Annotated in this window: 10 protein-coding genes; 8 read left to right on the top strand and 2 right to left on the bottom strand. The window is 72.3% G+C overall.

The annotated features are described in order from the left end of the window. Positions 1-30 precede the first annotated feature (30 nt). Together CG719_RS17705 and CG719_RS17700 are read left to right on the top strand one after the other, a co-directional pair. On the top strand, positions 31-321 hold the full coding sequence (locus CG719_RS17705; protein WP_100569619.1) for a YggT family protein: 291 nt from the start codon (positions 31-33) through the stop codon (positions 319-321). Positions 322-373: 52 nt separating this feature from the next. Further along, positions 374-1,624 carry a DivIVA domain-containing protein gene (locus CG719_RS17700; RefSeq protein ID WP_100569618.1) on the top strand — a complete coding sequence of 417 codons (1,251 nt, stop codon included), beginning with the start codon at positions 374-376 and terminating at the stop codon, positions 1,622-1,624. Positions 1,625-1,813: 189 nt separating this feature from the next. Here the strand turns inward: CG719_RS17700 and ileS are convergent, their stop codons facing one another. Then, a complete protein-coding gene (gene ileS / locus CG719_RS17695; RefSeq protein ID WP_100569617.1) occupies positions 1,814-4,987 on the bottom strand; it encodes an isoleucine--tRNA ligase in 3,174 nt (1,057 codons plus the stop codon). 575 nt (positions 4,988-5,562) lie between these two features. Between ileS and CG719_RS37380 the strand changes: the two genes are divergently transcribed. From CG719_RS37380 to CG719_RS17660, 6 genes are all read left to right on the top strand, one after another. Beyond that, positions 5,563-7,425: a TraR/DksA family transcriptional regulator gene (locus tag CG719_RS37380; protein ID WP_324838208.1), complete on the top strand. Its 1,863-nt coding sequence runs from the start codon at positions 5,563-5,565 to the stop codon at positions 7,423-7,425. Positions 7,426-7,486: 61 nt separating this feature from the next. Further along, positions 7,487-8,200, top strand: a complete 714-nt coding sequence (gene lspA / locus CG719_RS17680) for a signal peptidase II (protein ID WP_100569616.1) — start codon at positions 7,487-7,489, stop codon at positions 8,198-8,200. Positions 8,201-8,242: 42 nt separating this feature from the next. Beyond that, a complete protein-coding gene (locus tag CG719_RS17675) occupies positions 8,243-9,187 on the top strand; it encodes an RluA family pseudouridine synthase (RefSeq protein ID WP_100569615.1) in 945 nt (314 codons plus the stop codon). Then, a complete protein-coding gene (locus tag CG719_RS17670) occupies positions 9,184-9,651 on the top strand; it encodes a GNAT family N-acetyltransferase (RefSeq protein ID WP_100569614.1) in 468 nt (155 codons plus the stop codon). The genes CG719_RS17675 and CG719_RS17670 overlap by 4 nt, the downstream gene beginning before the upstream one ends. 88 nt (positions 9,652-9,739) lie before the next feature. After that, a complete protein-coding gene (locus CG719_RS17665; protein ID WP_100569613.1) occupies positions 9,740-11,326 on the top strand; it encodes a Na+/H+ antiporter in 1,587 nt (528 codons plus the stop codon). 52 nt (positions 11,327-11,378) lie between these two features. Next, on the top strand, positions 11,379-12,119 hold the full coding sequence (locus tag CG719_RS17660; protein ID WP_100569612.1) for an SDR family NAD(P)-dependent oxidoreductase: 741 nt from the start codon (positions 11,379-11,381) through the stop codon (positions 12,117-12,119). Positions 12,120-12,186: 67 nt separating this feature from the next. Here the strand turns inward: CG719_RS17660 and CG719_RS17655 are convergent, their stop codons facing one another. Further along, positions 12,187-13,287 carry a mechanosensitive ion channel family protein gene (locus tag CG719_RS17655; RefSeq protein WP_100569611.1) on the bottom strand — a complete coding sequence of 367 codons (1,101 nt, stop codon included), beginning with the start codon at positions 13,285-13,287 and terminating at the stop codon, positions 12,187-12,189. Positions 13,288-13,291 lie beyond the last annotated feature (4 nt).

Here is a 13,291-nt window from a genome sequence, read left to right as displayed (position 1 = left end):
CACGGAACAGGGGAGAGGGAAGCACCGATCATGCGTGTGGCCATGGAGGTTCTCTACATCGCGCTGACGGTGTTCCTCATCGTGCTGATCTTCCGGCTGGTCATGGACTATGTGTTCCAGTTCGCCCGCTCGTGGCAACCCGGCAAGGCGATGGTGGTCGTTCTGGAGGCCACCTACACTGTCACCGATCCACCGCTGAAGCTTCTGCGGCGGTTCATCCCGCCGCTGCGTCTCGGGGGCGTGGCGCTCGACCTGTCCTTCTTCGTACTGATGATCATCGTCTACATCCTGATCTACTTCGTGGGGAACCTCGCGACGTGACTGTGGACGATACGGTCTTGCCGACTGCCGATGACTACGTTGAGGTGAAGAGATGCCGTTGACCCCCGAGGACGTGCGGAACAAGCAGTTCACGACCGTCCGCCTCCGAGAAGGCTATGACGAGGACGAGGTCGATGCCTTCCTCGACGAGGTCGAAGCCGAGCTGACCCGACTGCTCCGCGAGAACGAGGACCTGCGCGCCAAACTGGCCGCCGCGACGCGTGCTGCTGCCCAGAACCAGCAGAACATGCGCAAGCCTCCGGAGGACCAGCAGCAGCCACCGCATCCTCAGCAGCAGGGCATGCGAGGTCCCGGCGCGCCTGTGCCCGCCGGGATATCGGGCCCGCCGCAGCAGCAGATGGGCGGCCCCATGGGTGGCCCGCCCCAGCTGCCCAGCGGTGCTCCGCAGCTTCCGGCAGGTCCGGGCGGTCAGGGTCCCCAGGGTCCCGGTGGTCCCGGCGGTCCTGGCCCCGGCCAGATGGGTCCCGGTCCGATGGGTCAGGGGCCTGGCCCGATGCAGGGTCAGATGCAGAACCCTATGCAGGGCCAGATGCAGAACCCGATGCAGAACCCGATGCAGGGTCAGATGCAGGGCCAGATGGGTCCCGGCCCGATGGGCGGCCCCGGTCCCATGGGTGGCCCCGGCCCGATGGGTCAGGGTCCCGGTCCGATGGGTCAGGGTCCTGGTCCGATGGGTCAGGGTCCCGGTGGCGACAGCGCCGCGCGCGTCCTGTCGCTGGCCCAGCAGACCGCCGACCAGGCGATCGCCGAGGCGCGTTCCGAGGCCAACAAGATCGTCGGCGAGGCGCGTTCGCGTGCCGAGGGTCTGGAGCGTGACGCCCGTGCCAAGGCCGACGCCCTGGAGCGGGACGCGCAGGAGAAGCACCGCGTCGCGATGGGCTCCCTGGAGTCCGCCCGCGCCACGCTGGAGCGCAAGGTCGAGGACCTGCGCGGCTTCGAGCGCGAGTACCGCACGCGCCTGAAGTCGTACCTGGAGTCGCAGCTGCGCCAGCTGGAGACGCAGGCCGACGACTCCCTCGCCCCGCCGCGCACCCCCGCGGCCCCGTCCCTGCCGCCGTCCCCGGCGCCCTCCATGGCTCCGGCCGGCGCGAGTGCCCCGTCCTACGGCGGTCAGCCGATGGGCGGTGCGCCCGGCCCGTCCGGTCCGTCCTACGGCGGTCAGCAGCAGATGGCCCCGGCGATGACCCAGCCGATGGCCCCCGTGCGTCCGCAGGGTCCGGCCCCGATGGGTCAGGCGCCGTCGCCCATGCGCGGCTTCCTGATCGACGAGGACGACAACTGAGGGAACCCTGAAGGGTTCTGACGACTAGGCATCGGCAGCCTGAGAGAACGGCCCCGGAGGGACATCCCTCCGGGGCCGTTCCCGTATGCGGCGCCCCTTCAAGCGGTGCGGGGAGCCCACCGGCCTGTGGCCGGTGGGCTCCCCGCCGGGGTGGGAGAGCGACGCCCTTGGGCGCCGTCCCCCGGTGGCTCACGCCTTGTGGAGGCGGAAGGTCAGGGACAGGCCCTCGTCGGTGAAGGGGGCGCCGTAGGAGGCGTCCGCCTCGCCCTGGGCGAAGTCCGTCGCCAGGACCTCCTCGGCGATCAGCGACGCGTGCTCGCTCAGGGCGGCGATGGTCGCCGGGTCCGTCGCGGTCCAGCGCAGCGCGATCCGGTCGGCCACGTCGAGGCCGCTGTTCTTGCGGGCCTCCTGGATCAGCCGGATCGCGTCCCGGGCCAGCCCGGCACGGCGCAGTTCCTCCGTGATCTCCAGGTCAAGGGCGACCGTGGCACCGGAGTCGGACGCCACCGACCAGCCCTCGCGCGGGGTCTCGGTGATGATCACCTCGTCCGGCGCGAGCGTCACCGTCTCGCCGTCGACCTCCACCGACGCCGTGCCCTCGCGCAGCGCCAGCGACAGCGCCGCCGCGTCCGCGCCCGCGATCGCCTTGGCGACGTCCTGCACCCGCTTGCCGAACCGCTTGCCCAGCGCACGGAAGTTGGCCTTGGCGGTGGTGTCCACCAGGGACCCGCCGACCTCGCTCAGCGATGCCAGGGAGGAGACGTTCAGCTCCTCCGTGATCTGCGCGTGCAGCTCCCGGTCCAGGGACTCGAAGCCCGCCGCCGCGACCAGGGCCCGGGACAGCGGCTGGCGGGTCTTGACGCCAGACTCGGCGCGCGTGGCACGGCCCAGCTCCACCAGGCGGCGCACCAGCACCATCTGCTTCGACAGCTCCGGGTCGATCGCCCCGAGGTCCGCCTCCGGCCAGGAGGCCAGGTGCACCGACTCCGGGGCGCCCGGGGCCACCGGCACGATCAGGTCCTGCCAGACCTGCTCGGTGATGAACGGGGTGATCGGCGCCATCAGCCTGGTCACCGTCTCCAGCACCTCGTGCAGCGTGCGCAGCGCGGCCTTGTCGCCCTGCCAGAACCGGCGGCGCGAGCGGCGGACGTACCAGTTCGACAGGTCGTCGACGAACGCCGACAGCAGCTTGCCCGCGCGCTGTGTGTCGTACGCCTCCAGGGCCTGCGTGACCTGGTCGGTCAGCGCGTGCAGCTCACTGAGCAGCCAGCGGTCGAGCAGCGGGCGGTCGGCCGGGGCCGGGTCGGCCTCAGTGGGTGCCCAGGCCGACGTACGGGCGTACAGGGCCTGGAAGGCGACCGTGTTCCAGTAGGTCAGGAGCGTCTTGCGGACGACCTCCTGGATGGTGCCGTGGCCCACCCGGCGGGCCGCCCACGGCGAGCCGCCGGCCGCCATGAACCAGCGCACCGCGTCCGCGCCGTGCTGGTCCATGAGCGGGATCGGCTGGAGGATGTTGCCCAGGTGCTTGGACATCTTCCGGCCGTCCTCGGCGAGGATGTGGCCCAGGCACACGACGTTCTCGTACGAGGACTTGTCGAAGACCAGCGTGCCGATCGCCATCAGCGTGTAGAACCAGCCGCGGGTCTGGTCGATCGCCTCGGAGATGAACTGCGCCGGGTACCGGCTCTCGAACAGCTCCTTGTTCTTGTACGGGTAGCCCCACTGCGCGAACGGCATCGAACCCGAGTCGTACCAGGCGTCGATGACCTCGGGCACGCGCGTGGCCGTCTTCTCGCACTGCGGGCACGGGAAGGCGACGTCGTCGATGAACGGGCGGTGCGGGTCCAGCTCCGACTGGTCGGTGCCGGTCAGGGCGGTCAGCTCCGCGCGGGAGCCGACACAGGTGAGGTGGCCGTCCTCGCAGTGCCAGATCGGCAGCGGTGTGCCCCAGTAGCGGTTGCGGGACAGCGCCCAGTCGATGTTGTTGTTCAGCCAGTCGCCGTACCGGCCGTGCTTGACGTTCTCGGGGAACCAGTTGGTCTTCTCGTTCTCCTCGAGCAGCCGGCCCTTGATCGCGGTGGTGCGGATGTACCAGGACGGCTGCGCGTAGTACAGCAGCGCGGTGTGGCAGCGCCAGCAGTGCGGGTAGCTGTGCTCGTACGGCACGTGCCGGAAGAGCAGGCCGCGCTCCCCGAGGTCCTCGGTGAGCTTCTCGTCCGCCTTCTTGAAGAAGACGCCGCCGACCAGCGGGACGTCGTCCTCGAACGTGCCGTCGGGGCGGACGGGGTTGACCACCGGCAGGCCGTAGGAGCGGCAGACCCTCAGGTCGTCCTCACCGAAGGCGGGGGACTGGTGGACCAGACCCGTGCCGTCCTCGGTGGTGACGTACTCGGCGTTGACCACGTAGTGGGCCGGCTCCGTGCTGTGCCCATCGGTTCCCTCGCCGGTGCTCGGGAACTCCACCAGCTCGAACGGGCGCTGGTACGTCCAGCGCTCCATCTCGGCGCCCGTGAAGGTCTCGCCCGTGGTCTCCCAGCCCTCGCCGAGTGCCTTGGCTACGAGCGGTTCGGCGACGACGAGCTTCTCCGTACCGTCCGTCGCGACCACGTAGGTCACCTCGGGGTGCGCGGCGACCGCGGTGTTGGACACCAGCGTCCACGGGGTCGTCGTCCACACCAGGAGCGAGGCCTGGCCGGCGAGCGGACCGGAGGTGAGCGGGAAGCGGACGTAGACGGAGGGGTCGACGACCGTCTCGTAGCCCTGGGCCAGCTCGTGGTCCGACAGTCCCGTGCCGCAGCGCGGGCACCAGGGGGCGACGCGGTGGTCCTGGACCAGCAGGCCCTTGTTGAAGATCTCCTTCAGCGACCACCAGACGGACTCGATGTACTCGGGCTCCATGGTGACGTAGGCCTCGTCGAGGTCGACCCAGTAGCCCATGCGGGTCGTCAGCTCGGAGAACGCGTCGGTGTGGCGGAGCACGGACTCGCGGCACTTGTCGTTGAACTCGGCGATGCCGTACGCCTCGATGTCCTTCTTGCCGCTGAAGCCGAGCTCCTTCTCGACCGCCAGCTCCACCGGGAGGCCGTGGCAGTCCCAGCCGGCCTTGCGGGCCACGTGGTAGCCGCGCATGGTGCGGAAGCGGGGGAAGACGTCCTTGAAGACGCGCGCCTCGATGTGGTGGGCGCCCGGCATGCCGTTGGCGGTGGGCGGGCCCTCGTAGAACACCCACTCGGGGCGGCCCTCGGACTGCTCCAGGCTCTTGGCGAAGATCTTCTGCTCGCGCCAGAAGTCGAGCACGGCGTGCTCGAGGGCGGGCAGGTCGACCTGCGCGGGCACCTGGCGGTACTGCGGCTGCGTATTCAACGAGCTTCCTCCGGCGGATGTGCTGCCTTCCGTCGGAGGGACGAGAGCCTTTGTGTGTCCACGCCGTGTGCGGCGCGCTCCCGCGGTACCACCCTCCTTGGCCCACCGGTGCGCCGTACGCTCCGACGAGCCCCCTCATTGAGGTCGCGATACCGGTTCTACCGGCCCCCGGCTCGGTGCTGGGGGCTTTCTTCCGGCGGCTCCGGGGTGATCTTCGCGTCGGGCTCGCCCCCGGGCTCACACCGTCCCCGGGTCGCTCTTGGCTGCGTACGCCGCTACTCGTCCCCATCCACGCTTTTCGCTCCGCCCAGTGTACGGCGCCCCGGCGACCGGGGCCGAACCGATTTTCCGGACCGGTGGTGACCCGGTTGCGCGGCGGCGCCGTCCGGATCGTAGGACGTGTGGCTGGTCGGATTACGTGGCGGCGAGCTGGGCACAACGCATGCATGCCGGCCGCGCGATCCGCGCGAGGCGGGCGAATCGGGCGGCGTGCCCCGTTGCCGCGGGACTCGAGTCGATTTATCGTCCCAGCACGATTCGCGAGCAAGATCACAATATGTGAAGGGGCCGCGGCCATGGTGGCGAAGCAGACCGCCGAGCAGTCGGCGTCCGGCAGGTCCCGGGGCATCGGCCCCGATGCCGCCGGTGGCGCGGCCAGGAAGACCACCCGAGCGGCGGCCAGGGCACCAGGCGGGGCCGCGAAGGAGGCGGTGGCCATGAAGGAGCCGGTCACGCCGAAGCAGAAGCGGACGGCCGAGGCCGGACCGACGACCGGACGCGGGCGCAGGGGCCCGACGGCAAGGGCGAACACGGCCGGGCGCGGGCAGGAGCCGGCCGGGGAGGAACCGGCTGCCGCGGGGGAGCCGGCTGCCGCGGGGGAGCCGACGGCGGCGCCCCGGGAACCGGCGCAGCCGGCTCCCGCGAAGGGCACGCGGAAGGCCGCCGCGAAGAAGCCGGCGGCGGGCAGGGCGACGCCTGAGAGGCGCCCCGCCGCCGCGGAGCCCCGCTCCAGGGGCGCCACGGCGAAGAAGCCCCCTGGCAAGCGGACCACGCCGGGGAAGCCCCCCGCCGGGCCGGAGCCCGCGGAGACCCCGGACGCGGGGGAGAGGGCGGCCGAGGGCCCCTCCGCGGCGGATGCCGCCGGCAGGGGCGCACGCAGCCCCCGGACAGCCGCGAAGAAGGCCGCCGCCGAGCGGCCGGGCACGGGGAAGGCCGCTGCCGATGGTGGCGCGGCCGGCGGGCGTGGCGTGGGCGCCGCACGGGAGGCCGTGAAGAAGCACGCCACGGGCGAGGAAGCGGGCGCCGCGGTGGCGGCCGGACCTGCCGTGTCCGAAAGGCCCGGGGGAAAGCACACCGACGGCGGGAGCGCGGGTACCCACAGCGCCGCCGAGAGGCCGGCCGCCCGGAGGGCGGCCACCGGCAAGGAGGCCACCCGTAAGGCGGGCGGAAAGGGCGCTCGTCGGTCGGTGGTGGCTTCCGGCGGGGGTGCGGCCGCCGAGGAGGAGCAGGCCGCCGGCGAGGACTCGATGGGGACCGCCGACGCGGCCGCCGACAGCGGTGTCGTCGAGGAGCCGGGTGCGCGGAGGGCCAACGGGGGAGGGGCCGCTCGTAAGGCGGGCGGAAAGGGCGCTCGTCGGTCGGTGGTGGCTTCTGGCGGGGGTGCGGCCGCCGAGGAGGAGCGGGTCACCCGTGAGGCGGGCCCAGAAGGCGCTCGGCGGGCGGTGGTCGCTGCCGGCGAGTCGGTGGCCGACGGGGCTGCCGTCGAGGGCGCGGGGACCCGGGAGGCCGGGCGGACGGGGAGCAGGGGGACCGTGCGCGATCGGGGTGGTGGGGCGGGGGGCGGGGACGACGCGGGGCATGCGGTGGCTCCTGGTGTCTCCGGTGCTGGTGCGGGCAGGAAGAGGACGGCCAAGAAGGCGGGCGCGGCGCGGGCCGCGAAGCAGACGGGAGCCACGACAGTGGTTGCGAAGAAGACCCCTGGCACGGCCGCGGCGGCCAAGACCGCCGTGCCCAAGGCACGCATCGCCGCGGCGGTGGATCCGGCCGACCTTCCGGTACGCCCGGGCGAGGACCCCTGGACCCTGGAGGAGGTCTCGGAGGCCCGCGCGGAGCTGGAGTCCGAGATGGAGCGGCTGAGCGCCGAGATCACCTCGTCCGAGGAGTCCCTCGCGGGCCTGATGCGGGACTCCGGCGACGGCGCGGGCGACGACGAGGCGGACACCGGCAGCAAGAACATCACCCGCGAGCACGAGATGGCGCTGGCCGCCAACGCGCGCGAGATGCTCACCCAGAGCGAGCGGGCCCTGCAACGGCTCGACGCGGGCACCTACGGCCTGTGCGAGACCTGCGGCAACCCCATCGGCAAGGCCCGCATGCAGGCCTTCCCGCGGGCCACCCTGTGCGTGGAGTGCAAGCAGAAGCAGGAACGCCGGTACTGAACCGGGTACGAGGCGTGCCGTAGTCTCGTCCTCAGTCAGGTACCTAGGTCAAGGGACTCACGTGGCAGAGGCGGAGCGCATCATCGGTACGCCGGACACTCCGGGGGTGGCGGGAGCGGGGCGGCAGCGACCCGGAGGGGACACCGCCCCGGGCGGCCCGTCCGGCGCCGAAGGGGCACGGGCCCCGGCGGGCGGGCCCGGCACCGGCGGCACGGCGGCGGGCCCGGACGGGACGAGCGGGACGCCGGCCGGCGCGGACGGACGGGCACCCGCCGCCGAGCGGCCCCGCGGCAGGCGCCGGATCGCCGTGCTGTTCACGGTCGCTGCCATCGCCTACGCCCTCGACCTGGCCAGCAAGATGCTCGTGGTCGCCAAGCTGGAGCACCGCCCGCCGATCCGGCTCATCGGGGACTGGCTGCAACTGGAGGCGATCCGCAACGCGGGCGCCGCCTTCGGCTTCGGCGAGGCCTTCACCGTGATCTTCACGGTCATCGCGGCCGCCGTGATCGTGGTGATCGCCCGCCTCGCGCGCAAGCTCTACAGCCTGCCCTGGGCCATCGCGCTGGGCCTGCTGCTCGGCGGCGCGCTGGGCAACCTCACCGACCGGCTCTTCCGGGCGCCGGGCGTCTTCGAGGGCGCCGTGGTCGACTTCATCTCGCCCAAGCACTTCGCCGTGTTCAACCTCGCCGACTCGGCGATCGTGTGCGGCGGCATCCTGATCGTGCTGCTCTCCTTCCGCGGCCTCGACCCGGACGGGACCGTCCACAAGGACTGAGCCCGGGACGGGAACGCCGGACCGGTCCGGCATACTCGACGGGTGAGCACGCTTCCCGAGATCCGTACCCTGCCCGTGCCCGAAGGCCTGGAGGGCGAGCGCGTCGACGCCGCCATCTCCCGGATGTTCGGCTTCTCCCGTACGAAGGCGGCGGAGCTGGCCGCCACGGGCAAGGTGCTGGTCGACGGCACGGTGGCCGGCAAGTCCGAGCGGGTGCGCGGCGGTGCCTGGCTCGAGGTCGAGATGCCGCAGGCACCCGCGCCCGTGCAGGTGGTCGCCGAGCCGGTCGAGGGCATGGAGATCGTGCACGACGACGACGACGTGGTCGTGATCGTCAAGCCGGTCGGCGTCGCCGCGCACCCCAGCCCCGGCTGGTCCGGCCCGACCGTGATCGGCGGCCTCGCGGCGGCCGGCTACCGCATCTCCACCTCCGGCGCCGCCGAGCGCCAGGGCATCGTGCACCGCCTCGACGTCGGCACCTCGGGTCTGATGGTGGTCGCCAAGTCCGAGTACGCGTACACGTCGCTCAAGCGCCAGTTCAAGGAGCGCACGGTCGACAAGCGCTACCACACCCTGGTCCAGGGCCACCCCGACCCGACCAGCGGCACCATCGACGCGCCCATCGGCCGGCACCCGAACCACGACTACAAGTGGGCGGTCACCGCCGACGGCAAGCCGTCCGTCACGCACTACGACCTGATCGAGGCGTTCCGCGCGGCCTCCCTGCTCGACGTCAAGCTGGAGACCGGGCGCACCCACCAGATCCGCGTCCACATGGCCGCCCACCGCCACCCCTGCGTCGGTGACCTGACCTACGGCGCCGACCCCACCCTCGCCAAGCGGCTGAGGCTGACCCGCCAGTGGCTGCACGCGGTCCGGCTCGGCTTCGAGCACCCCGGCGACGGCCAGTGGGTGGAGTTCGCCAGCGACTACCCCGAGGACCTCCAGCAGGCCCTGGACCAGGTCCGCGAGGAGACGTACGCGTGAGCGTGCCCTACGAGGTGCGCGTCGCCCGGGACCTCGCCGACCGCGAGGCGTGCTTCGCGGTGCGCAAGGAGGTCTTCGTCGTCGAGCAGGGCGTCCCGCAGGACATCGAGTACGACGAGTACGACGCCGTCGCCGTGCACGTGCTGGCGGTCCGCGACGACGGTGCGCCGCTCGGTACCGGGCGGCTGCTGCACGGCGCGGAGGCCGCCGCGAAGACCGGCGGCGACCCGGCCCTCGGCTCCCTGGGACGGCTCGCCGTCACCGAGGAGGCACGCGGTCTCGGCGTCGGCGCGGCCCTGGTGCGCGCGATCGAGGACGCGGCACGCGCGCGTGGCCTCACGGCGGTGGACCTGCACGCGCAGAGCCACGCGCTCGGCTTCTACGAGCGGCTGGGTTACGCGGCGTACGGACCGGAGTTCCCCGACGCGGGCATCCCGCACCGCGCGATGCGGCGCGCCTTGTAGCCCGCGAGTCCGAAGCGGCCGGTGAGCGGGGCGGCATGGCAGGCTTGAAGCCTGCCGTGTGAACGTCCGACGTCCCGGAGCGCTGAGCGTGGATCAGTTGGCCCTGCTGTTCGTCGTGTTGCTGGGGGCCGTGATCAGCGTCCCGGTCGGCGACCGGCTCGGGCTGCCCGCGCCGGTCCTGATGACGCTGCTCGGGATCGCCCTCGCCGTGCTCCACTTCGTGCCCAACATCGACATCCCGCCCGCCCTGATCCTGCCCGCCCTGCTGCCGCCGCTGCTCTACGCCGCCGTACGGCGCACGTCCTGGCGGCAGTTCACGGCGCACAAACGGCCGATCTTCCTGCTGGCCGTGGCGCTGGTGTTCGTCACGACCTTCTGTGTCGCTCTCGTCTCCCACGCCATCGTGCCGGGGCTGTCCGTCGCAGCCGCCGTGGCCCTGGGCGCGCTGGTCGCGCCGCCCGACCCGGTCGCTGCGACCGCCGTGGCCGGACAGCTCGGGCTGCCGCGCCGCCTGGTGTCGATCCTGGAGGGCGAGGGGCTGTTCAACGACGTCACCGCCATCGTCCTCTACCACGTGGCCATCGCCGCCGCCGTCAGCGGGGAGTTCTCGGCCTGGCGGGCCGGGCTCGACCTGGTGCTGTCCGCGGTGGTCGCGGTGGCCGTCGGCATGCTGCTCGGCTGGGGCACGAACAGGGTGCTGGACCTGCTGGGGGATCCGACCCTGCAGATCGGGCTGACGCTGCTCGTGCCGTACGCCTCCTACGTGCTGGCCGAGGAGCTGCACGGCTCCGGGGTCCTCGCCGTGCTCACCACCGCGCTGTTCCTGGCGGAGTACGCCTCCGACGCCGACGACGTGATGACCCGGCTGGCCGGGCACACCGTCTGGGACGTCGTGGACACGCTCGTCACCGGGGTCGCGTTCGGGCTGATCGGCCTCGAACTGCACAACGCGCTGCGCACCGCCTCGGGCCGCTGGGGCGAGCTGCTGGGCTGGGCGGGCGTGGTCGTGGGCGTGGTGGTGCTCGTGCGGCTGGTGTGGCTGCTGCCGGCCACCTGGCTCACCAGACGGCTGCACGCCCTGCGGGACTACGAGGAGGACATCCCCATGACCTGGCGGGAGACCGTCGTCATGTGGTGGTCCGGGATGCGCGGGGTGGCCTCGGTGGCGCTCGCCCTGGCCATTCCGCTGAGGACGGACAGCGGCGCGCCCTTCCCCGACCGGGACGAGATCGTGTTCATCGCCTTCGGGGTGATCATGGCGACGCTCGTCCTCCAGGGGCTCACACTGCCGTGGTTGGTCAAACGGCTGGGGGTGCGGGCGGACACCGAACGGGAGAAGGAGTTCGAGGAGGAACTGGCGGCTCGGGCGTCGCGGGCGGCCAGGCGGCGGCTGCGGGAGATCGAGGCGGTCGAGGAACTGCCGGAGGAGCTGTCCGAGCAGATGCTGCGGCGGGCCTTCGACATCGGGCTGCGGATCAGCCCGCAGTGGGGGGAGGAGGAGCGCAGGGAGGGCCACGACAAGCGCGTACGGAGGCTGAAGCGGCTGCGGCGGATCCAGAGCGAGATGCTGAGCGCGGCGCGGCACGAGGTGCTGGCGGCGCGCAGGGAGCCGGGGGCCGACCCGGAGATCGTGGACCGGGTACTGCGCCACCTGGACGTACGCAGTCTGCGGTGAGCCGCGCCCGACATCCGGGACCGGCCGGTGCCGTCTCGGTACGCTCCGGCCCATGAGTCGCAACGTCGTCATCAGCGGGGGCGGTACGGGGATCGGACTCGCCGCGGCGCTGACCTTCGCCGCCGGCGGGGACCGGGTGCTGCTGCTCGGCCGGCGGGGCGAGGTGCTGCACGGGGCCGGGGTGCCGGGCGCGCTGACGTTCGCCGCCGACGTGGGTGACGTGGCCGGGGCGCGGTCGGTCGCCCGGTTCGTGGCCGACGAACTCGGGGCGGTGGACGTGCTGATCCACAGCGCCGGGGGGTCGGGGCGGCTGGAGCCGCGGGTGGAGCGGGAGGACCCGCTCGAACTCGTCGCCGACAACTGGATGGTGAACTTCCGGATCAACACCCTGACCGCGGTGCTGCTGACGGAGGCACTCAAGGAGCGGCTCGCCGAACCGGGCGGCCGGGTGCTGTTCCTCAGCTCCATCGCCGCCTACCGCGGTTCGGGCAGCGGCGCCTACGCCGCCTCCAAGGCCGCCCTGCACCCCTACGCCCACGACCTCGCCCGACAGTTGGGCCCGCGCGGGATCACGGTGAACCTGGTCGCGCCCGGGTACGTCGAGGACACCGACTTCTTCGGCGACTCGATGGACGACGCCCGCCGTGAACGCCTCGTCGCCGAGACCTCCACCGGCCGCGCCGGAACCCCGGGTGACATCGCGGCCACCCTGCACTGGCTGGCCTCACCGTCCGCCGCCCACATCACCTCCCAGATCATCCAGGTCAACGGCGGCGCGGAACGCGGCCACTGATCCCACCGCCCGTGGTGAATCGGGCGGTGGTCGCGGGGCCGGTCCGGGTCTCGCTCCCGGCCAAAGGTCAGGCGGGACCCGTCCGGGAGTCCTCGAAGGCGGGGCGGGGTGTGCCGTCGTGGCGGGCCGGCGGTGGTACGGCTTGGGCCGTGTTGATGCGGGGGAGGGCGTAGGGGTGGTGTTCGGAGAGCCAGCGCAGCAGCTGCTCGCGGACCACGACCCGTACCGTCCAGATGTCGCCGGCGTCCTTGGCCGTCACCAGGGCCCGTACCTCCATCGTCGTCGGCGTCGTGTCCGTGACCACCAGGTTGTAGGCGCGGCCGTCCCAGGCCGGGCACTCGCGCAGGATGTCGCGCAGCTTCTCGCGCATCGCGTCCATCGGCGCGCAGTGGTCGAGGTGCAAGTAGACGGTGCCGGTCATCTGCGGGGTGCCGCGCGACCAGTTCTCGAACGGGTTGGACGTGAAGTACGACACCGGCATGGTGATCCGGCGCTCGTCCCAGGTCCGTACCGTCAGGAACGTCAGCGTGATCTCCTCGACCGTGCCCCACTCGCCGTTGACGACCACGGTGTCGCCGATCCGCACCATGTCGCCGAAGGCGATCTGCAGCCCCGCGAACATGTTGCTCAGCGTGGACTGCGCGGCGACACCGGCGACGATGCCGAGGAGGCCGGCCGAGGCCAGCAGCGAGGCGCCGGCCGCGCGCATCGCCGGGAAGGTCAGCAGCATCGAGGCCGCCGCCACCACGATGACCACCGCCGAGACGACACGCATGATCAGCTCGACCTGGGTGCGCACCCGCCGAACCCGGGCCGGATCCCGGTGGGCACGGGAGTTGGCGTACCGCGTGTACGTGGTCTCGACGACGGCCCCCGCGATCCGGATCACCAGCCAGGCGGCCGACCCGATCAGCACCAGCGTCAGCGTCCGGCCGATCCCGACCCGGTGCTCCTCCAGCAGCTCGGCCTGGTCGTAGGAGCCGCGCAGCAGGGCGGCGCACAGCACGAGCTGGTAGGGGACGCGGGCACGGCGCAGCAGGCCCCACAGCGGATTGTCGTGGTGCCGTTCGTCGGCCTTGCGCAGCAGCAGGTCGGTGGCCCAGCCGATGACCAGCGTGAGGACGACCGAGCCGCCGACGACGATCAGAGGGCGGAGTACGTTCTCCATGCCT

The organism is Streptomyces sp. CB01373 (assembly GCF_002803075.1).
Lineage (GTDB): Bacteria > Actinomycetota > Actinomycetes > Streptomycetales > Streptomycetaceae > Streptomyces.
The sequence above is the reverse complement of the archived record's forward strand: the minus strand, read 5'-3'. Positions and strand labels throughout refer to the sequence as shown.